This window comes from Photobacterium sagamiensis, assembly GCF_050337085.1.
Lineage (GTDB): Bacteria > Pseudomonadota > Gammaproteobacteria > Enterobacterales > Vibrionaceae > Photobacterium > Photobacterium sagamiensis.
In genome coordinates this window covers 1-18,867 of record NZ_JAKJSP010000039.1, presented here as the reverse complement: position 1 = coordinate 18,867, position 18,867 = coordinate 1, and the positions used below count along the sequence as shown (strand labels likewise).

Annotated in this window: 18 protein-coding genes and 2 pseudogenes; 7 read left to right on the top strand and 13 right to left on the bottom strand. The window is 46.9% G+C overall.

The window, feature by feature from the left end; translation table 11 throughout:
* Positions 1-51: 51 nt before the first annotated feature.
* From L4D76_RS18500 to L4D76_RS18490, 3 genes are all read right to left on the bottom strand, one after another.
* Complete coding sequence (locus L4D76_RS18500; protein WP_428442366.1) at positions 52-837, bottom strand: porin family protein; 786 nt, start codon at positions 835-837, stop codon at positions 52-54.
* 217 nt (positions 838-1,054) lie between these two features.
* On the bottom strand, positions 1,055-1,246 hold the full coding sequence (locus L4D76_RS18495; RefSeq protein WP_428442365.1) for a DUF2092 domain-containing protein: 192 nt from the start codon (positions 1,244-1,246) through the stop codon (positions 1,055-1,057).
* Between the two features lie 8 nt (positions 1,247-1,254).
* Positions 1,255-1,737 carry a DUF2092 domain-containing protein gene (locus tag L4D76_RS18490; RefSeq protein WP_428442364.1) on the bottom strand — a complete coding sequence of 161 codons (483 nt, stop codon included), beginning with the start codon at positions 1,735-1,737 and terminating at the stop codon, positions 1,255-1,257.
* Positions 1,738-1,976: 239 nt separating this feature from the next.
* On the opposite strand from L4D76_RS18490, the pseudogene L4D76_RS18485 reads away from it, so the two are divergent.
* Positions 1,977-2,117: pseudogene (locus tag L4D76_RS18485) on the top strand (transposase family protein); the annotation flags it as partial.
* A gap of 626 nt (positions 2,118-2,743) precedes the next feature.
* The gene (locus L4D76_RS18480; protein ID WP_428442363.1) at positions 2,744-2,944 is read left to right on the top strand and encodes an antitoxin Xre/MbcA/ParS toxin-binding domain-containing protein; all 201 of its coding nucleotides are present in this window, start codon (positions 2,744-2,746) and stop codon (positions 2,942-2,944) included.
* Between the two features lie 393 nt (positions 2,945-3,337).
* On the opposite strand, the gene L4D76_RS18475 is transcribed toward L4D76_RS18480, so the two are convergent.
* Entirely contained in the window at positions 3,338-4,549 is a 1,212-nt protein-coding gene (locus L4D76_RS18475) for an RtcB family protein (protein WP_428442362.1), read from the bottom strand.
* Positions 4,550-5,012: 463 nt separating this feature from the next.
* Here L4D76_RS18475 and L4D76_RS18470 point away from each other — a divergent pair, with 463 nt between their 5' ends.
* The 5 genes from L4D76_RS18470 to L4D76_RS18450 all read left to right on the top strand — a co-directional run bounded on the left by L4D76_RS18470 (position 5,013) and on the right by L4D76_RS18450 (position 10,067).
* A complete protein-coding gene (locus L4D76_RS18470) occupies positions 5,013-5,351 on the top strand; it encodes a hypothetical protein (RefSeq protein ID WP_428442361.1) in 339 nt (112 codons plus the stop codon).
* A 35-nt stretch (positions 5,352-5,386) separates the two neighbouring features.
* A complete protein-coding gene (locus tag L4D76_RS18465) occupies positions 5,387-6,991 on the top strand; it encodes an ABC-F family ATPase (RefSeq protein WP_428442360.1) in 1,605 nt (534 codons plus the stop codon).
* A gap of 257 nt (positions 6,992-7,248) precedes the next feature.
* Positions 7,249-8,550: a DEAD/DEAH box helicase gene (locus L4D76_RS18460; RefSeq protein WP_428442406.1), complete on the top strand. Its 1,302-nt coding sequence runs from the start codon at positions 7,249-7,251 to the stop codon at positions 8,548-8,550.
* Between the two features lie 948 nt (positions 8,551-9,498).
* The gene (locus tag L4D76_RS18455; protein WP_428442359.1) at positions 9,499-9,693 is read left to right on the top strand and encodes a helix-turn-helix domain-containing protein; all 195 of its coding nucleotides are present in this window, start codon (positions 9,499-9,501) and stop codon (positions 9,691-9,693) included.
* A 2-nt stretch (positions 9,694-9,695) separates the two neighbouring features.
* The gene (locus L4D76_RS18450) at positions 9,696-10,067 is read left to right on the top strand and encodes a hypothetical protein (protein ID WP_428442358.1); all 372 of its coding nucleotides are present in this window, start codon (positions 9,696-9,698) and stop codon (positions 10,065-10,067) included.
* Positions 10,068-10,252: 185 nt separating this feature from the next.
* On the opposite strand, the gene L4D76_RS18445 is transcribed toward L4D76_RS18450, so the two are convergent.
* From L4D76_RS18445 to L4D76_RS18405, 9 genes and pseudogenes are all read right to left on the bottom strand, one after another.
* Positions 10,253-10,438, bottom strand: coding sequence for a helix-turn-helix domain-containing protein (locus L4D76_RS18445; protein ID WP_428442357.1), 186 nt, complete (start codon positions 10,436-10,438; stop codon positions 10,253-10,255).
* 235 nt (positions 10,439-10,673) lie between these two features.
* Positions 10,674-12,272 carry a selenium-dependent molybdenum cofactor biosynthesis protein YqeB gene (yqeB, locus tag L4D76_RS18440; protein WP_428442356.1) on the bottom strand — a complete coding sequence of 533 codons (1,599 nt, stop codon included), beginning with the start codon at positions 12,270-12,272 and terminating at the stop codon, positions 10,674-10,676.
* 142 nt (positions 12,273-12,414) lie between these two features.
* Positions 12,415-12,693, bottom strand: coding sequence for a D-fructose-6-phosphate amidotransferase (locus tag L4D76_RS18435; RefSeq protein WP_428442355.1), 279 nt, complete (start codon positions 12,691-12,693; stop codon positions 12,415-12,417).
* Positions 12,694-12,922: 229 nt separating this feature from the next.
* On the bottom strand, positions 12,923-15,283 hold the full coding sequence (locus L4D76_RS18430; RefSeq protein WP_428442354.1) for a xanthine dehydrogenase family protein molybdopterin-binding subunit: 2,361 nt from the start codon (positions 15,281-15,283) through the stop codon (positions 12,923-12,925).
* A gap of 13 nt (positions 15,284-15,296) precedes the next feature.
* Entirely contained in the window at positions 15,297-15,788 is a 492-nt protein-coding gene (locus L4D76_RS18425; protein WP_428442353.1) for a (2Fe-2S)-binding protein, read from the bottom strand.
* Between the two features lie 43 nt (positions 15,789-15,831).
* On the bottom strand, positions 15,832-16,704 hold the full coding sequence (locus tag L4D76_RS18420; RefSeq protein WP_428442352.1) for an FAD binding domain-containing protein: 873 nt from the start codon (positions 16,702-16,704) through the stop codon (positions 15,832-15,834).
* Positions 16,705-17,289: 585 nt separating this feature from the next.
* The gene (locus tag L4D76_RS18415) at positions 17,290-17,772 is read right to left on the bottom strand and encodes an MBL fold metallo-hydrolase (RefSeq protein ID WP_428442351.1); all 483 of its coding nucleotides are present in this window, start codon (positions 17,770-17,772) and stop codon (positions 17,290-17,292) included.
* A gap of 12 nt (positions 17,773-17,784) precedes the next feature.
* Positions 17,785-18,498: a TIGR02117 family protein gene (locus tag L4D76_RS18410; protein WP_428442350.1), complete on the bottom strand. Its 714-nt coding sequence runs from the start codon at positions 18,496-18,498 to the stop codon at positions 17,785-17,787.
* A gap of 9 nt (positions 18,499-18,507) precedes the next feature.
* Positions 18,508-18,867 (bottom strand): annotated as a pseudogene (locus L4D76_RS18405) (YbhB/YbcL family Raf kinase inhibitor-like protein); the annotation flags it as partial.

Here is an 18,867-nt window from a genome sequence, read left to right as displayed (position 1 = left end):
ATTAGTCTATAAACGCGTTCCAACAACACCAGGGCCTGCGGCTGTACAAATCTAGAAGCGAATCCCCAAACCAAGATAGGGTCCCTTCGCAGCCATATCCCATACAAAACCGTCATCTTCATAGTCCCAATACAGATAACGGTAACCCAGCTTGGCCGTATATCCTTTGTGAAACTCCCAGTTAACTCCGGCCATCACCTGATAGGTCAAGTCCGATCCTCCCCCGCCTATATCCACGTAACCTGTCAGTGTCACCATATCCGACACCGGGTGCATTACGTGCAAGCCGACCACCGCATCAACCCAGTTTTCAGAGCCTTCTTCGCTGGCAGCACCTCCGAATGGCTGAGGCTCATCAAACTGGATTACAATGTCCATATCAACTTCCAGTTTTGTGTAGCGGAGCCCACCGTGTCCATTTAACTTGGTCTTACCGTCAACCAACCGATATCCAACCGTACCTTGGGCAATATACATAGAGTTTGTAACATCCAGCTCGCCCTTCCTTGATACGAATCCGCCGGGACCAGTGACGGAAGACGCACCACTGTCATCCAGTTTCATATACACACCCTCCAGGGCAAAGGTCCAAGGCCCCTTTTTCGCCGTGAAGATTCCCATGAATCCCATATTGAGGTTGTCTACAATGTCGCTGAAGGAGGCGTCGACATCGGCGGTGTGATCTTTCACGCCAACCGTTCCTTCCATTCCCGCAGCAAGCAGATAAGGTGTTACCTCATAATGCCATTGGTCGGTATCGTTCGCGACAGAGGCCTGACTGAAGCCCCCCCCCACCAAAAGGGTGGTGGTGATAATGGCCATACCGTATGTTTTCATAAAGTTATTCCTATGACTTTACTCATTTGACCGACAGTGTTGCTATCGAGATGCGAAATCCCCATACCTACCTCTGGTGTACTCGTCGCACAGTCGCAATGGAAACGGCATCTTTTAACGCACCCCCACTCGGTTCACGCAGAAAAAAATCAACCTGTTGTGCATTAGTCGGTGACTTGGATACAAATGCATCACCACCGAACTCGGGCTTCAGATTTCACTTGGTCATCAGCACTGCAAACTGTGGCGCGTTCACAACATCCCTCGACGTAATTACCAGCTTACGTGGTAACGGCTCACTGCCTTCCTGTACCCAAAGTTGCCAATCAACGTATGGGCTGCGGAATGCAAGATGGTCACAACGCACACCCTCGATCACACTCTTGCCAACAACATATCCAACCGTCACACCCTACATTAGGATCTCGAATGCTTCCGTATAAAGAAAATCTCCCGCAGGGGCGACGATATCCAGAGACTCCCGTGCGAAATCAAGCATGGCCTCCAGATTATTGGGGCAGAGACCGTCGCATAGTATTTGTCCTGCGGGTTATAAAGAGTGAGTGACTGCCCGTCGTAGTAAAATATTTGATCGACCAAATCACCATGGCATTCGGCGCGCAGTTTGTCCGGACGCTGCACTGACAAACTGGCGGCTTGATCAAACTGGATTTTCTGCCCAGAATATAGTACTACTTCGATGGTACTTCGCGTATCCACACTGAACCGCTTCTGACGGGCAAAATAAGTAGTCGATTTCTTTAGGAGACTCTTGGCCTGCTGATAAGTATCTGCATTCGCCGTTGCGCAAAATCCCCAACGGGGAACCAATAGAGCCAAAAACAACGAAATCAAACCCACTAACCGAAACAGCAACTGATGCTGTTTATCGATAAGCATAAAGCCTCCAAATGCAATATATGCAAAATCCTTCCCTGTCCTTTTCGCCAGCATTTCCCTTCTAAATATAGATGCTTATGCAAGCCATACTATCTAGAATATTGTTTCTTTTTTGATACACCCCGTATAAATAGCTCATCCTAATCAGGGTGAGAACGAGATTATTTTTGACCAGCTTTTGCGAATTGGATCCGCAGATAAAATTGTGATCTTATACTCCCTTTTTCGGGAGTTCCGAAATAAGCATTGAGGCTTTTTCTCAGTGTATTGGTGATCTACAAGACCCACGACAATCAGCGAAAATCAGTTATCCCCTGTTCGATGTTTTTTTGACCGTCGGTGCAACGATCTCTGGAACTGAATGCTGGGAAGACATCGAAGTCCCTTGGTTATTTAATGTTATTGGCCTTGGTAAGTGTAAGTTTATGTGTTGGATTGGATGGGGGCTCGGGTACTAGAAAAATTTTGGCAAATTGGTATTAATGGAATGTGTATGAGCTTTAGCTCTAACGCGTTTTGGGGCAGAACCGATTTAGGGCAACCTGTCAGATCTAGTCACATCGAGGAAACGAAACTGACAGAATGCATTCAGACTAATCCAAATAATTCATATGTCCAGGTTGACCCCGCTGTTCATCAGCACCAAAGCCAGTCCGTCATGGGCTGGCTTTTTCATTTGGTTCCTCGTCGAAATATTGTTGTTTGTTTATCCTGTTTTAAAGTGTCCTGTTTGTTTGGGCGCATTACAGGCTATATGTTAAATACCCACTTTTGCTATTCGTTTTGCGCTTCAGCACCTCGCCAATTATCGAAGTCGATATAGTCCAACGATTTCATCGTTGAAATGTACCAAATTGGTATAGGTCTTCTTTCCACTGAAAATGAGTGTTCGAAAGTGGATAAGCCTGTATCAGCTCGCGTTCTGGTTTCGCACAGAAATCCATGCCTAAGGGCTAAAAAAGCACGTATGCTTACCTGAGTATGCCCATTAGGTGGAGGAGCAAGCATGAACACACGACAAATCCCACAAGACCTGTTTGATATGGCGTACACCTACTTCGAGGATGAGAATGCAACAGAGCAATGGTTTTACACAGAGAACATTGCCCTTGGATTAGTAACGCCGATTTCCATCTGCAACACCAAAGAAGGGGGTGAGCGCATTAAGCAGGTAATCAACAAGCTTAAGTTTGGTATGACCGCCTAGCCAAAAAGCTGTTCAAACTGGAAAGTGGGAATTTTTGATTGTGGTACGAACTTTACGGGGTTCGCTTTATGTAAAGAGGTGTAAACCGTAAAGCGTTCAGAGCGGCGGGGGGATCTTTGCCAAGTGAGTTTCAGGGTTCCCTTTAGATCGAGTACACAACTGACGCGCTTCGCTTGTCCGATTCGTTCCGTGCCGAACAGACTCGCTGCGCTCCCTAGTCCGTCAGCTCCACTGCCATCTTGATCTATGTTTTTTATTTTTGATTTATATTATTAGAAGCAAGTGCCAGTTCCACTCTCTTAAATGGATAGGTTTTAAGTTACTTAGTCAGGATTTTTATATGAGTTATTACCCGTCAAATCTCAGTCTAAACTTTTACACGGGTGTACCAGTCTAAAAAAGTTCCCAACCGTACTTGATGTTTACGATTTGCCGCAAGGTATGAACCACCTCAACCAGATCACTCTGGTTTCTCATCACTGTATCGATGTCCTTGTATGCGGCTGGGATCTCATCGATCACACCACTATCCTTGCGACATTCAACGCCGGTGGTCTGCTTAATCAGATCGTTGACCGTATATTGCTTCTTGGCCTGGGTACGAGAAAGTCTTCGGCCTGCCCCATGGCTGCAGCTGAAAAATGACTCCGGGTTTCCCAAGCCCCGAACCACATAAGAGCTTGCCCCCATGCTTCCCGGGATCACACCTAAATCCCCTTTCCTAGCCCGAATAGCGCCCTTGCGGGTCACCCAGACCTCATGACCGAAATGCACTTCGCGTTCGATGTAGTTATGGTGACAGTTGATCGCTTCATGGGTCACCGTAAAAGGAGGCAAGTAGCAGGCCAACACCCTCAGTGCCGCCTTCATCATCAGCTCACGGTTGATGCGAGCATAGTCCTGTGCCCAACTTACGCCTTCAATGTACTTATCATAATTTTGGGTTCCCTTCTTGAAGTAGGCCAAGTTGGCATCCGGTAAATGAATATTCGCGCGTTCCATTTCCTGTTTTGCCTGCGCGATAAAATAGCGACCAATGGTGTTTCCTATTCCACGGCTGCCTGAGTGGAGCATCACCCAGAGGTTGTCTGCTTCATCGAGGCACAATTCAAAGAAGTGGTTTCCGCCACCCAGCGTTCCTGCTTGACGTGCCCAACGGCCGGGCTTAAGCATTTTCCTAAGCTCTGGGTTTTCACGGAGAATATGTTCTAGCCTCATCGCCAAGGTTGAATTCCCCTTGATCTTGGCCACTCGATGTTCCTGACCGGGCCCCAACGGAATGACCTGCTCAATGGCACTGCGGATCTTCTTTAGGTTCTCCGGTAGATCGGAGCCAGTCAGGGATAAGCGAACTGAATTGACGCCACAGCCAATATCGACACCTGTGGCTGCGGGTACGATCGCATCAGTTGTCGCAATAACACTGCCAATCGTTGCCCCTTTTCCAAGATGGACATCTGGCATTCCAGCCACATGATGATAAATAAAGGGTAAAGAAGCGGTACGCCTGAGCTGCTCCGCTGTTTCTGGATCAATGTCGTCAGTCCAGACTTTCACTGGGTGCGGTTGATTCTTGGTCGGTGGGTAGACAGTGATAATTGGCATTATGTGAGGGCCTGTTTATCTTTCAACATTACAGCTGTAAAGACTAAAAAAGTCTTCAGGCAAGGCACGAAGAGAGAAGTTTAGTTATTCTAAATGAGCTCTGAGTAACGCAGTATGAAGCTTTTTTAGCCTTTACCCGAAGGGCTGGGGCTATTTTTCCATCTAACTGTGTTGTCAGATATTTAAGTAGGACAACTACATGGCATATCTTTCGCCTTGTTAGCTGAAAAAATAGCCTCCAGCAGCAATTATGTCGAAAGATAAACAGGCCCTAGCCTCCGTTGCGTTTTTGCTCCGGACAACTATTTATTATAGACCTTACTGACTTAGGCATTTGCGTTATGCAATTGACTCTAGTGAAAATCACATATCAAGCCAATATAAGCTCGCTCATTTTGGGATATAACCTTTATAGACCTTTTACTCTATCAGTCAGGTTTTCAAATAAAGTTGGGGGTTGCAAATGCCACAAACTCCCTATAAATGGCCAAACACGAGGATAGAAATTGTTGGCCAACTAGAAGTTGGCAGCAAAAACATCAACAACTTCAATCCATTTTACTCAGCCATTTGGGCGATTGATGTCTTTACTTCCTTAACTATGGATGCTGTCGATGCATCAAATTCAGCTAACCACATGAAATTAAAACTCAATTTAACTGAGCATCCTCTTGATTCTTCCTCCAACACAATTACCTTCTGTGACTTACGTCTCACATCTGTTATTTGTTCAATAAGTCTGTATAATTCGCCGCCTATTAATTCGTACTTTAACTTCAGTTTATTTGGCATCTCTGACTAAGCGATTAGCCAATCTTAATACCTAGGAATATTTCTTTGATCTCAACCGCTAACATCACCATGCAATTTGGCGCCGAGCCTTTATTTGAAAACATTTCCGCTAAGTTCGGTAACGGTAACCGTTACGGCCTAATCGGAGCCAATGGATGCGGTAAATCAACGTTCATGAAGATTCTTAGTGGCACATTGACTCCAAGCTCTGGCAACGTGTCTATCACTCCTGGGTTGAAACTTGGCGTATTGAGCCAGGACCAATTCGCCTTTGAACAACACAACGTTATCGATGTGGTGATCATGGGTGACCGTAAACTTTGGGAAATCAAAAAAGAACGTGACCGTATTTACTCACTACCAGAAATGAGTGAAGAAGACGGCATGAAAGTCGCTGAACTTGAAAGTGAATTCGCAGAAATGGACGGCTACACAGCAGAAAGCCGTGCTGGCGATATTTTGCTACAAGCAGGTATTGAAGAAGAATTCCATTTTGGCCTAATGCAGCACGTTGCTCCAGGTTGGAAACTACGTGTGTTACTTGCACAAGCACTTTTCGCCAACCCTGACATCTTGTTGTTAGATGAACCAACCAACAACCTGGATATTCATACTATTAACTGGCTAGCAGAAGAGCTAAATCAACGTAAGTGTACAATGATCATCATTTCGCATGACCGTCACTTCTTGAACTCAGTATGTACCCACATGGCAGATATCGATTACGGTGAGCTCCGTATCTACCCTGGTAACTACGAGTACTTCCTTGAGGCATCAGGTCTCATCCGTGAGCAGTTGCTGGCAGGCAATGCAAAAAAAGCGGCTGAGATTAGCGAATTGCAAGATTTCGTTAATCGATTTGGTGCAAACGCTTCTAAAGCTAAACAAGCAAGTTCTCGTGCGAAGAAGATGGATAAAATTAAGCTAGACGATGTTAAATCGACTAGCCGTATTAGCCCATCGATTGATTTTGGTGAAGGCAAGAAGCTGCATCGCCAAGCACTTGAGCTACAAGATTTAGGGCATGCATTTGAAGATGAACTACTGTTCGAGAAAGGTAACTTACTTCTGGAAGCCGGTACTCGTTTAGCGGTGATTGGCGAAAACGGTGTCGGTAAAACGACATTACTACGCTGCCTAGTAAACGAATTAGAGCAAAATCACGGTGTTGTAAAGTGGTCTGAAAATGCTTCTATTGGTTACTGCCCACAAGACAGTACGGCTGATTTCGACAACGATTTAAGTATCTTCGATTGGATCTCACAGTGGCGCACAACGAAGCATGATGATTTGATGGTTCGTGGTATTTTAGGCCGTTTACTGTTCACCGCGGATGATGCAAATAAGAAAGCAAAGAACTGCTCTGGTGGTGAAAAGAACCGCTTATTGTTTGGTAAGTTAATGATGCAAGACATCAATGTGCTAGTGATGGACGAACCAACTAACCACATGGACATGGAAGCGATAGAAGCGCTAAACAACGCACTTAAAGATTATCAAGGCACACTTATCTTTGTAAGCCATGACCGTGAGTTTGTATCCTCTCTTGCCACTTCTATTATTGATGTGAAAAACAAGAAGCTCGTTAACTTCCAAGGCACTTATGATGAGTACCTTTCACATCAACAGAAAATATTAAACGTCGCATAAGCATTACGGCCTAGAAATAAACTGCCGAGGATTTCTTATTGCTCGGCAGTTAACGAACCAATAAGAAATCCTTAGTAGTTCGAGTAACGAAGAAATCAAACTGATCCCCTCACCCCATTAACCATCAGATTCGTTATGCAAAGGTATACGGGGATTGAATGACATTACGGCAGGGTTTGATCGATTTTACTAACTTAACGGGGTATAAATACGCTAAAATAGTGGGCTATTATCTTAGCTTTGAGCCCTTTATATTAATGACCACTGTCACAACGCCAGCCAACTTTACAGAACTTGGCCTTATTCCACCCTTGTTAGCTCGATTAACAGAGCTGGAATATCAGCAGCCAACGCCCATTCAAGCGCAAGCCATCCCAAGTGTATTAGCAGGACGTGACTTAATTGCAGGGGCAAATACCGGTTCGGGTAAAACGGCCACCTTTGCACTGCCTATATTGCAGCACCTTTTTCTGCAACAGCATGCTGAAAAACCATTGAGTAGCAAAAGCAGTGAAGGTAACTATGTTTCTGGACTGATTTTGGTGCCTACCCGTGAACTAGCCAAGCAAGTTGCTGACAGCATTAAATCTTATGCGGTGCATTTTAACGGCGTGATTAAAACGGTTGCTGTTTTTGGTGGTGTATCAGCGAATACTCAAATGCTCGCATTACGCGGTGGCACTGATATTTTGGTTGCAACGCCTGGCCGATTACTCGATTTGATTTCAAGTAATGCCATTAAGCTCGATAGGGTTAAAACCTTAGTGCTTGATGAAGCCGATCGGATGTTAAGTTTAGGCTTTACTGACGAGCTATCTGCGCTGTTGGCATTATTGCCAAAGAAAAAGCAAACTTTATTATTTTCAGCGACCTTTCCTGAAAAAGTACAGGCTTTAACCCAAGAATTGCTCAACGACCCTGTTGAAATACAATTGCAAAGTGCTGATGCCAGTACCTTAGTACAGCGCGTTTTTACCGTTAACAAAGGGGAAAAAACAGCCTTATTAGCGCATTTGATCAAACAACATCAATGGCGACAAGCGCTTATTTTCGTTAATGCCAAAAACAGCTGTGAGCACTTAGCTGACAAACTCTCTAAACGTGGTATTACCGCAGAAGTGTTTCATGGCGATAAAGGCCAGGGCGCTCGTACTCGCGTGCTTGAAGCGTTTAAATCAGGCGAGATTGAAGTGTTAATTGCTACTGATATTGCTGCCCGTGGTCTAGACATCGAAAAACTGCCGGTGGTGATCAATTTTGACTTACCAAGAAGTCCATCAGACTACATGCACCGTATTGGTCGAAGTGGCCGTGCTGGTGAAGTGGGCTTAGCGTTATCGCTTATCGATCATGAAGATTATCATCATTTCAAAATCATCGAAAAGAAGAACAAGATCCGACTTGAACGTGAGCAAGTAGAGGGTTTTGAAGTCGATGAAGCTGTCAGTGATGCACTTTTAGCCGTAGATAAACCAATGGCAAAACCTGAAGGCAGCGGTAAGAAAAAACGCAAAAATAAAGCATCTGTGAATGAAGATGTCTGGTTGAGAAATTTTTAACCTGATTAAAAGGCAAACCTAAAAAGAATCAAAATTTAGTGTTATTGAGTACACTATATTGCAATCGCTCAAACCATTTTTCGTCAATTAGGGAGGTTAGGCTTAATTGAACGCGACAACAGCAAAGCTCAATACCAAAGCCGCGACAATTGTGATTATGGCGATGAAGGTTGCTCCCCAATATGCACATTTTTGATATTGATTTGTAACATAAACACCTCTTTGTAGGGCTAATCGATTTAATAGTGATTAGCTTAAAGGGGTGTGGCATTGCTGTAATGTGCAGATAAAAAAATGTTATCTGCCTAGTTTTTCTGGTTGGATTGATGCCAATATCTTTTGCAAATGTTCCCAAATCTCTTTTAAACGTAGAGATATCTTTGCCGAACAGCGTTGCCGATAGATTGTCTGTCGTCAACCATGCAAAAATGGCAGCGTAATTTTCTGTTAGACTAGTAGCTGAATTTTCTATTAATTTTGTGCGTAGCTCTCAACTGTCACGATAACCATAACTGCCATCTACTCGCCTCTGTGCCCATGCTTTGCACTTCAATTTTCTGTGAGTGCGCAATAATTTATTTTTTTCCATTGCTAATCCCTTATGAAGGGATGTCAAATGTGGCATAAATAGCAACCATCATTGTCCATTTTGAGTCATGTTAGGGCAAGAGCCCCATACCACCTGTTTTTTTGACACAGTGTTAATTTAGATATTACGAAAATTTGGTCAATTAAGTATCTCGAGAAATGTTACGAGCAACAGCTCTAACTCACTATCCGACAAAGATGAGTCAGCCATGATCCCGCAGACTCGATGCTGGAAATAAACTAGTTAGAGTACTATCTCTAATGTGGCCCTTTAAGGTTAAAAAAAAATATGCTGGGTTGATTACATAACAGGAGATCACACTATGGCCAATGCATTACCTCACATTAACGCTAAAGTTGATGCCGAAACATGAGCTAAAGCGTAAACTTGAGCCAGTGAAAGAGGTTGAGGAGTGGAAGCAGAAGGCGATTGGTCTAAAGTTGTCAGGAATGAACCATACCCAAATTGCTAAGGCTGTAGGTAAATCCCGCCAATCAGTATCGGCATTATTCAATGTCCCAGTGATTAAATCCCAGCTAGAACAGGAGAATTAGTAATGACTCATGAAACTAAAACAATGGAAGTGCCTATAGCTATCGCCGACAGAGTGCAGGCTTTGATTGATGCCTATGAAGCCAAAGAGAAGTTCAAGGCTGAGCGTAAGGTGGTAGTGAACAACTTACTTTCCATGGATAGCCTTGGTTGTGAGATGGCTGTTTATAGTTTGCCTCAGGGTGAGTTGCTAGACACTCTCAGGTTTGTGTATGAACTATCTGGTACTAACAGCAAGTTCGTCAAAAACATACTTACACAATCCAGAGAGAACCCAAAGAAGGTCTTATCCGATTCCCAGAGAACATCAGCAAAGAGCCTGTTATTTAATCTGATCAATGATCCTTCGGTCATTTCAGCCATGAAGGAGAGTTAGTAATGCCAAGGCAGAGATTTTATCTAAGTCGAAGTCAGACAGATAGGTTACTACAAGCAGCCTATGGTGAACTCCTATCTCATTACCCTTGAGTGTTAACTATGAGGAACTTTAGAACTTGCGGGGTAGTACTAATGACTGAATGACGAAAAAGTCAATCGTGTACTGTTTTATCGGGCGAGCCGTCATTTTTCGCTCGAACAAGCGCAGGTTGAGACTCTCCTCCAGACGGCGGATCCGGCGGCTTGCGGTGCGGCACTGAAGCTACCCAGTTTAGCCACCAGGTTGAACAGCTTTAATTCATCGAGCCTCAACTGAGCAACCAGCTCTTCCGGTGCGCTCTGATTTTGCGGGGGACGTCTTCGTTGCATGTGAGTGTGGTCTCTCCATATCGATAAGTGCTTTGACTTACCATTTCATTCAGGCTTTTTATTAGCCTAACAGTTGTTTCTTCAGCATAACTTTGCGACAAATCCTCTTTTCGTGACTTTGATGTTGACCTTAGTCAGAGAGAAAGCCCTTATCGAGCTTTCTTCTGTAAGGGATATTGATACTTATTCCAATAATTAACGAGCCATTCAGATAATTTATGGATTTGGTATAAAGCTAATTCAATGTGGTTTGCTCCAGGTACAGCATCGCTTCAAGTACGCTGCCGCCAATGGCACGAGCTTTATCCGAAACGGTTGTAAAGTCGGCCTCAATGCCGCGGGGATCAATGTCGCCGATTTTAAACCCTTCAGTAACAGTTAATCCTTCATTGAGCAGGCCGCGTACCATGCCGTTCAATGGTGCAACAACCTGACTGTCGCCAACGTGGGCGATAACATCACCTTCTTCGACAATATCGCCGAGTTTGACGTGATTATGCATAATTCCCTGGCAAGGGGCGCGCAGAACTCGCTGGTGGGTGTATCCGGCGATATTGCCGGGGATCCCCGTATTTGGCTGGGTTTCCCCTTGATAGATGATCCGGCCTAAATGATGGCCGCGATTGGTTTCAATGACCGCATCACAATCGACGCCAGCATTAAAGCCCGGGCCTAAAGCTATGGTGACCGGAGCCATATCTTGGGTCGTGCCCAGGTTGCGTTTGGCAAGAATGGCATCGACAAGGAAGGTCGGTGCTAAGTTGCCAAGCGAGCAGCACTCCTCATCAACCATGACCGGGATCAGACCCTGTTCAATCGCATTGAAAACATCTTCACTGCTATGGGCTTTTCTGGCTGTCACGCCTTCGACTTCAATGGGATCACCGTATAAACACTGGGCAAAGGCAACGCTGCAGCGAATCACTGTGGGTTGGGCGATATCGGTCATCACGACTTTAAAGCCGGCATTATGAAGTCGAATAGCCACCCCTGTCGCGATATCGCCGGCGCCACGTACCAGCACCAGTTTGTTGCGGTTCAGGCGGGTATCATCTTTCATTAACCCACCAGAAGACTGATGTTTCACTTTGAGGACTTCAGCCATAATGCTGATGGCGATTTCTTCCGGCGTCTCTGCGCCAATATTGAAACCAATCGGCGAGTGAATGGCCTGAATATGGGCTTCGCTGACGTTACTTTTTCGCAAGTGATTGAATAAGGTTTGTACTTTGCGGCGACTTGCCATCAGACCGATATATTGGGTATCACAACCGACGACTTTGGTAATCGCATCTTGATCCTGATGGTTAGTCGCAATAACCACAAAGCTCTCTTTGTTAATATCTAGCTGGTCGATGGCATCATCCATCGTTTTACCTAAAATGCGTTTGGTTCCTGAGGGAAAATGCGCTTCGGCCAGGCTATCTTCGTAAGCATCGGCGACGCTGATATCGAAACCTAAAACGTGAGCCGCATGGGCAACGGCGCGGTTTACGTGGCCGCCACCAATTAGTAATAAAGCTGGGCGCAGGCCGTAAACATCGATTGAAACAGTCATTGCGCCGCCGCAGTCCATGCCCATCGCTTCTGGGCCGGATCGTGTCATACGGCCTTTTACTACCCGGGATTTCCTTTCTTGCAGAGCTTCAATGGACTGTTCGATGACGTAGCGTTCGATCATGCCGCCACCGACGGTGCCGATGATGGTACCGTCTGCTTTGATAAGCATTTGTCCTGAATGACGAGGTGCAGAACCTCGCGTTTCGATAATGTTAGCAAACGCAAAAGGCGTGTTTTGTTGTTCTAGTAGAGCTGCCTGAGCAAAAATACTCATTAATCTTGACCTCTATATCGCGTAAGTGCACAGATCTTACTGATTTCAGATGAATCATCACTGAACCTCAATGACTCAGACTCTCTGACTGCTAAAAAATGTAATCTGTTTCTTTGGTGAACTTATGTTGTGGGGAATGCTTTTATTGAGATGCGCTTTTTAAAACTTCTTGCGCCCGGGCGGCTTTTACTATGGCAATCCATTTAGGCTGATTAATGAACTTGGCAATGAGCACTGCCGGGATCAGGCAAGAGAGCATAGGGAGGGATTCATATAGGTACGTGCTTGCAAAAGCCTCTTCATGGAATATGTAGTTAAACAATGCGACGACATCGAGGTGAATACCAAACAAAACAACAGCAGAGGAAGTGATCAATAACAGTCCAAGTGCATCGCGAATGAATATGGTATATGCCTTCATTTTATTACCTCTTATTCTAAAGACTACTTATTAATTTATGGGTTCACTTAACCTTTTTAACGAATGTCATACCATTGCGACATTTATTAGGTGAACCGGAAAATCGTCTTTTTATTTATATTTGATTACCATCGAACCTCAGCAAGATAATCCGACATAAAACTCACTCCACTCATGAATTTTCCTATTATGGAGAAAGTGGCCGAAGCCACCTCCCCATCAGTCGGTCTTAGTCGAACGTGAGGCCGCTTTGCTGGATGGCCTTCAACACCTTCTCCGGCGTCAGCGGCGCCTCGGTGATCTGGATACCCAGGGCATGAAATACCGCATTGGCCGTTGCTCCAACAGGGCTAACCACTGAGGATTCGCCAACGCCTTTGGCACCGAAGGGACCATAAGCATCCGGCTCCTCAACGAAGATCACCCGAGTATTGGGCATGTCTGAGGAGCCGAGCAGTTTATAATCGGTGAAACCATTATTAATACACAGACCGTTGGCGTCATAGTAGGTCTCCTCGGTCAACACCATCCCCAGGCCTTGTTGGGCGCCACCATGCATCTGGCCTTCACACATCGCCGGATGCAACACCCTGCCAATATCATGGGTCAGTACCATGTCGTGCAGGGTGATTTCCCCTGTTTCGATATCCACTTCCAGATCGATGAAGGTGGCACTGAACGGCGGTGAGCTTTTCGTTTCATGGTGGCTCGACATGCCGATGATCTGTCCCGGGATCCCCTCGGGCTTACCGGTGGCCGGATCGATCGGCTGATATATGCCTTGATACGCGATGGTTGCCACGTCGATGGTACGCTCAGGGGCATATTTAACGAAGATCTGCTTGTTGACCATCTCGAGTTCATCGACATCGGCATCGAGGGCATGGCTGGCCCGCTCCAGCAGCTGGCGTTTGACATCTTCACAGGCGCTGAGCAGTGCACGGCCGCCGACGAAGGTGGTGCGGCTGGCGTGAGCGCCGATATCAAAACCGTTGCTATCGGTGTCACCGGTCTTTACGTAGACGTCTTCCATCGGCAAACCGAGTGATTCGGCGGCCATTTGATGCAGTACCGTATTCGCCCCCTGGCCGAGATCAGAACAGGCGGTACTGACGATGACACTGGCATCTTCGTTAAGCATTACAGTGCAAACAGTGTGCTCCAGAATCATTCCCGCGGCGCCACTGGTATGGTTAACGACCGCCACGCCGACACCGCGACGCTTGGTGCCGGTTTGGTTGGCATATTTTTCACGCTTTTCGGCCCAGCCTATCGCCTCGGCACCTTGCTTAATACACTCGGGCAGCTGGCAGGACTCATAAGGAACCCCAAGGATCCAGCTGTCGTCACCGACGCCCTTGCCCCACTTCAGACGCCAATCGACCGGATCTATGTTCAACTGAGCGCAGGCCCGGTCGACCATCTGCTCCAGGACGAAGTTCGTCTGCGGATTGCCAAAGCCTCGGAAGGCACCGGCCGGCGCCTGATTGGTGAAATACGCTTCCGACTGATACTTGAGGGCACCAAAATTGTACATCCCGGCCAGCCAGGCTCCCGTGGTGAATCCCACGCCTGAGGCATGGGTGAAGTAAGCGCCGGTATTGCTTTTGAACTTCGCCTCACAGGCCACAGGTGTGCCGTCTTTCTTGAACCCCAGCTTCATCCAGTAGTCGCCGGCATGGCGGCTCTCGGAGGCGACCCAATCTTCTTCGCGCAAGGATTGCACCTTGACCGGTCGACCTGGCACCGCCAATGCCATGGCGCAGGTTTCCGGCTCGAACACCAGCCCCAGACGGCCACCGAAGCCACCACCGACCATGGTCTGGTGGATCTTGACCCGCGACATCGGTAGTTCGAACAGTTCCGACAACATGACCTGCGACAGCTTGGGCATCTGCCCGGAAGACCAGCAGTTCAGGCGGCCACGCATATCGTAGTGGGCCACATAGGAATGGGGCTCCATCTGGCACTGCTTCTGCTTGTTAACATAGAAGGTGTCTTCGATGATAACATCGGCCTCTTTCATCAAAGACGCTGTATCGCCCCAGCCGTAACTGTTGTCCGGGAACAGGCTTTCCGGCAGTTGAAAAGCCATGTTGCCGGGCTTGTGCGGACTCAATTGCGGGGCGCCTTCCTTACTGGCATCCGCAGGTGTCATGATCACAGGTAACGGCTCGTATTCCACCTTGATCTTAGCGGCGGCGCGTTCTGCGATAGCTTCACTCTTGGCTATCACCCCACAGATGGCATCCCCCTGGTGGCGTACATAGTGAGTAAAAATATGCTGGTCTTCCAAATCCCCCATGACCTCAGCCATCTTTTCCGACTGGGTGATGTCAATGGCACTGGTGTTGTAGGTTTTCGCCGTCACATCCTCAGGCCGGAGGATCTTGACCACACCCGGTACTTGCAACGCCTCGCTAATATCCAATCTGGTTACTCTGGCATGGGCGTATTGCATGCAGCGCACAATTTTGCCGTACAACATGCCCGGCATCTTAATATCTGCGGCGTAAATGGCTTGGCCGGTGACCTTTTCAACGGCATCGTCCTTGGGAACATTTTTCCCGATAACTGAAAACTCACTCATGGTTTTGCTCCTGTCACTCGGCGGCGTTTATAACCGGGAAATCTTCGGCGGCTTTTTGCACTGCCTTGACGATGGCATCGTAACCTGTGCAGCGACAGATGTTGCCTTCCAGCTCCTTACGGATTTCCTCTTCGGTTGGATTGGGGTTGTTGAGCAGCAGGCTCGTGCTCTTCAACACCATACCTGGTGTGCAGTAACCGCACTGTACGGCGGACTCTGAAACGAAAGCTTTCTGCACCGGGTTAAGCTGGCCGTCTTTCACCAGGCCGATGGCGGTGGTGATCGAGCGGCCCTCCATCATGGCCGTCAGCGTCAGGCAGGAGTTGATACTCTTATCACCGTCGACGATGACGGTACAAGCACCGCATTCGCCGGTGCCACAGCCATATTTGGTGTCAGTCAGATTAAGCTGCTCGCGCAGGGTTTCTAGCAGGGTTTGGTTCGCTGGAATGCTGAGCGTCAAGGCTTCGCCATTGACAGTCAGGTTAACGGTGTGTTTATTCATTTATTACTCCGGGTACTGGTGTAAAAGGAATGCAGTCGACGGTTCAGGCGGTTAAGCCCGCAGCTTGGATTACCAGGCGCTTTACCAGCACTCCGGACATATGCATGCGGTAGTCCCTAGTGGAACGTTTGTCGTCAATGGGTGAGATCTCGGTGGCCACGGTATCGGCAATTGCAGCTAAGGTCGTGGCGTTGATTTCACTGCCTGCCAACAATGCCTCCGTCTTGGGCAGACGCATGGTGGTGGGCCCAACACAGCCTATGGCTAACCGGGCGCTGTGACACACCTTGCCATTCATCTCCAGTCGCACGGCCGCATTAAGCTTGGCTAAATCTTCGTTGACTCGGGTCATGCGCTTAAACACTGAGCGGGTACAGGCACCGGGGGCTGGCAGCTTAATTTCCATCGCCAGTTCGTCACGCTTGAGGGCGGTCTGGTTGTAGCCTGTCCAGAAGTCGTCGATGGGCACTTCACGGCTACTTTTATTGTTTTTCAGCACCAGTTGCCCTCCTAGTGCCAAGATGGCGCAGGAGCAGTCACCGGCGGGTGAACCTCGCAGCACATTGCCGATCACGGTGGCACTGTTACGGATCTGCGGGGTGGCAAAGGTCTCTGCCGCCTGCCACAAAGGGGGATAATGTTCCTTAATTACCTCGCTTCGCAACACTTGAGCGAGGGTGACCCGGGCACCTATATGCAGGCCCAGTTCTGGATCAAACTTGATATAATCCAGATCTGGCAACTCGGCAATGCTTATAACGGTGGCCGGGGATCGGCTGAATTTCATGGCCACCAGCAGATCGGAACCACCCGAAATGATAACGGCGCTCTCCCCATTGGTTGCCAACAATTCGAGGGTCTCATCGACGCTCTGTGGCGTTTTTAGCTCAAATTCCGGTAATAAACGACTACTCATAGATTTACCTTCTTTTTATTTTTATTAACGACACTCACCCTCAGCTCCAATTGGATCAAAGACAGAGGTATCTCTGTACTAAATGCACCGGTTGCTACTGCGCTTAGCTTAAACATCCAGCGACGGGAGAGGGATCTGCCAGCACGTTAGTTGAATTGTTATTTTTGTTGGTTTTGTAGCCACTTTCGATTGCAAGCAGTTACTTGCTTTTAACAGTAAATTTACATTGCCGGAGTATATCCTCGATAAATGAATGGTTTTAGTGACAGTAAGGGAATTCGTTTATACGCTTGCTGCATTACCGTTCCCGTAAGAAACGTGTTAGCGCTTTGCTAAGCGCAATCAGGATGAGGGGCTTGTTAGGGAGAGGAGGTTAAATGAAGCTAGGGTAAGTAGTTGTTAATAAAGTCACTTTTGGCTATTTTGTCATTGTGATTTACCATAACAACCGTTCTGCGCTCAATGGCAGGACACTTTAAAAATGGATAAACAATGGATGTAACGAAGTTGTTACGAAGTGCTTGGTCTTGGAAATAAGTGCCTTAATAGAATCCTCGTCCAGATGGTCAGGATGATTATGAGTAATTAATACCACGTCGACCACGGGTAGCTTGTCCGTTGAAGGAACGTTTTAGAGTATCGCTTAGGACTCAACCATCCAAAGGATCCTGCCCGTTGAGAGAACATGGGATCTGTCAGGATCACTTTGTTATCCATCTTGATAAGGAAAGTTGTGTGCCCTAGCCAGGCGAATTGGAGATCTCGTTGCCCATTCCACTGGGTAATATCAAATGGCTCCGCAGGCAGTAAGTTAGCAGGTATAGCCCCTTCTGGTTTATTAAAAAAATAGTCCCAGAATGTCTTTAAACTTGCGCCCACTTCAATGTCTGGCACCTGTTCCGGATTCTGGAATGTTTCCCCGTTCCATTGCGGGCTTTCTACAATACGTTGTTGTCGAATCAAATCAGATGCATTTGTAGCGGCAGAGCACCCAATCAAGGAGATCTGCATAAGGAGAAAAACAATAAGGAAGATGTTATTCATTACGAGCCACTTTCTTGATTGCATTTTTTATCTCGGTTACAGAGCTAACGTCGGCAATAACCGGCAAGCCGTAGTGGCGCTTGAATTGTGCAAGTTGATTGCCCTTGTTAGGGCCGAATTATTCGCTGCCACATACTTCATAACACTGCCAGCGGTTAATTTAAATGTTGGCGATATATCCATTCCGGTACTTTTAAGCCCTTTGGCAGTCCATTGATTACACGTATTCATTAAATGGTAATCACCAACCCCTTTATAAAATTGACTGTCTCCATATATCCCACTTTTTAACGCCAATACATTTCCAATGGTATTTTTGTAAAAGCTATTAGAAATGAAGCCAATCAATGACGAAAGCTCACCGTTAGTCAGGCAAATCTTTTCTATCTCACTACCCGAAAAATACGATTCAAYATTCTYCGGCACTGCRACTGAGTGTACAACTGACTCCGTTGACCAGAAGATGGCCCGTAGTGTCAATCCAGATGTRATTTCTTTTGCTTGATAAAACCCTTTATCTCCCCACCCAAACTCAATATATGGGGTATCTCCAAAGCGTCGTTTTAGTTCAGGGACAACTTCTTGAATTGCAGGYGCGGGAATAACAAAACCAGTATGCMACCCATGACTTACGACATAAACTTCATTTCCACCCAAACCAGTAAACTCTTCTGGATTATTAACTATCAGAGGTTTCGACGAACACCCCGATAGAATCATTAACAAAATCAAGATAACTAGATTATTCATACTATGACTTTAAAGAGCCCTAACGCTGTTGTTCACCGGCAGCAATGGAGCACAGCGGAATTGCCGACCGATCGGGGGACATGGTCCGCCATACGCAGCCTTTTCCCAGTCATTTAAACCTTGTTCCGTCCCGGGAGGAAGATCGTTTGAAGTCGCGCCTTCAGTTAGACCTGCTGCTTCCGGCGATATGTTATAGAGAACCTAATGAACCCACATCATCCTGGGCGCGTTCGGATCCGGCGCGTCGGGATCATCAACAATCAAAACAAGACTGCGCGTATGCTTCGGGACTCCATCCCATTCTAATGGTGGCGCGATATCTTCCGCCTCACAGGTGTATTTTGTTGGGATTTCTCCGCCGTCGGGGAA

What these genes read in the sequence shown, in the direction of transcription:
- L4D76_RS18460 (WP_428442406.1), top strand. Translation starts at nt 7,249, where the DNA reads ATGACCACTGTCACAACGCCAGCCAACTTTACAGAACTTGGCCTTATT.
- L4D76_RS18435 (WP_428442355.1), bottom strand. Translation starts at nt 12,693, where the DNA reads ATGAAGGCATATACCATATTCATTCGCGATGCACTTGGACTGTTATTG.
- L4D76_RS18455 (WP_428442359.1), top strand. Translation starts at nt 9,499, where the DNA reads ATGCCGAAACATGAGCTAAAGCGTAAACTTGAGCCAGTGAAAGAGGTT.
- L4D76_RS18445 (WP_428442357.1), bottom strand. Translation starts at nt 10,438, where the DNA reads ATGCAACGAAGACGTCCCCCGCAAAATCAGAGCGCACCGGAAGAGCTG.
- L4D76_RS18420 (WP_428442352.1), bottom strand. Translation starts at nt 16,704, where the DNA reads ATGAGTAGTCGTTTATTACCGGAATTTGAGCTAAAAACGCCACAGAGC.
- L4D76_RS18480 (WP_428442363.1), top strand. Translation starts at nt 2,744, where the DNA reads ATGAACACACGACAAATCCCACAAGACCTGTTTGATATGGCGTACACC.
- L4D76_RS18470 (WP_428442361.1), top strand. Translation starts at nt 5,013, where the DNA reads ATGCCACAAACTCCCTATAAATGGCCAAACACGAGGATAGAAATTGTT.
- L4D76_RS18415 (WP_428442351.1), bottom strand. Translation starts at nt 17,772, where the DNA reads ATGCAATCAAGAAAGTGGCTCGTAATGAATAACATCTTCCTTATTGTT.
- L4D76_RS18500 (WP_428442366.1), bottom strand. Translation starts at nt 837, where the DNA reads ATGAAAACATACGGTATGGCCATTATCACCACCACCCTTTTGGTGGGG.
- L4D76_RS18425 (WP_428442353.1), bottom strand. Translation starts at nt 15,788, where the DNA reads ATGAATAAACACACCGTTAACCTGACTGTCAATGGCGAAGCCTTGACG.
- yqeB (WP_428442356.1), bottom strand. Translation starts at nt 12,272, where the DNA reads ATGAGTATTTTTGCTCAGGCAGCTCTACTAGAACAACAAAACACGCCT.
- L4D76_RS18475 (WP_428442362.1), bottom strand. Translation starts at nt 4,549, where the DNA reads ATGCCAATTATCACTGTCTACCCACCGACCAAGAATCAACCGCACCCA.
- L4D76_RS18450 (WP_428442358.1), top strand. Translation starts at nt 9,696, where the DNA reads ATGACTCATGAAACTAAAACAATGGAAGTGCCTATAGCTATCGCCGAC.
- L4D76_RS18490 (WP_428442364.1), bottom strand. Translation starts at nt 1,737, where the DNA reads ATGCTTATCGATAAACAGCATCAGTTGCTGTTTCGGTTAGTGGGTTTG.
- L4D76_RS18430 (WP_428442354.1), bottom strand. Translation starts at nt 15,283, where the DNA reads ATGAGTGAGTTTTCAGTTATCGGGAAAAATGTTCCCAAGGACGATGCC.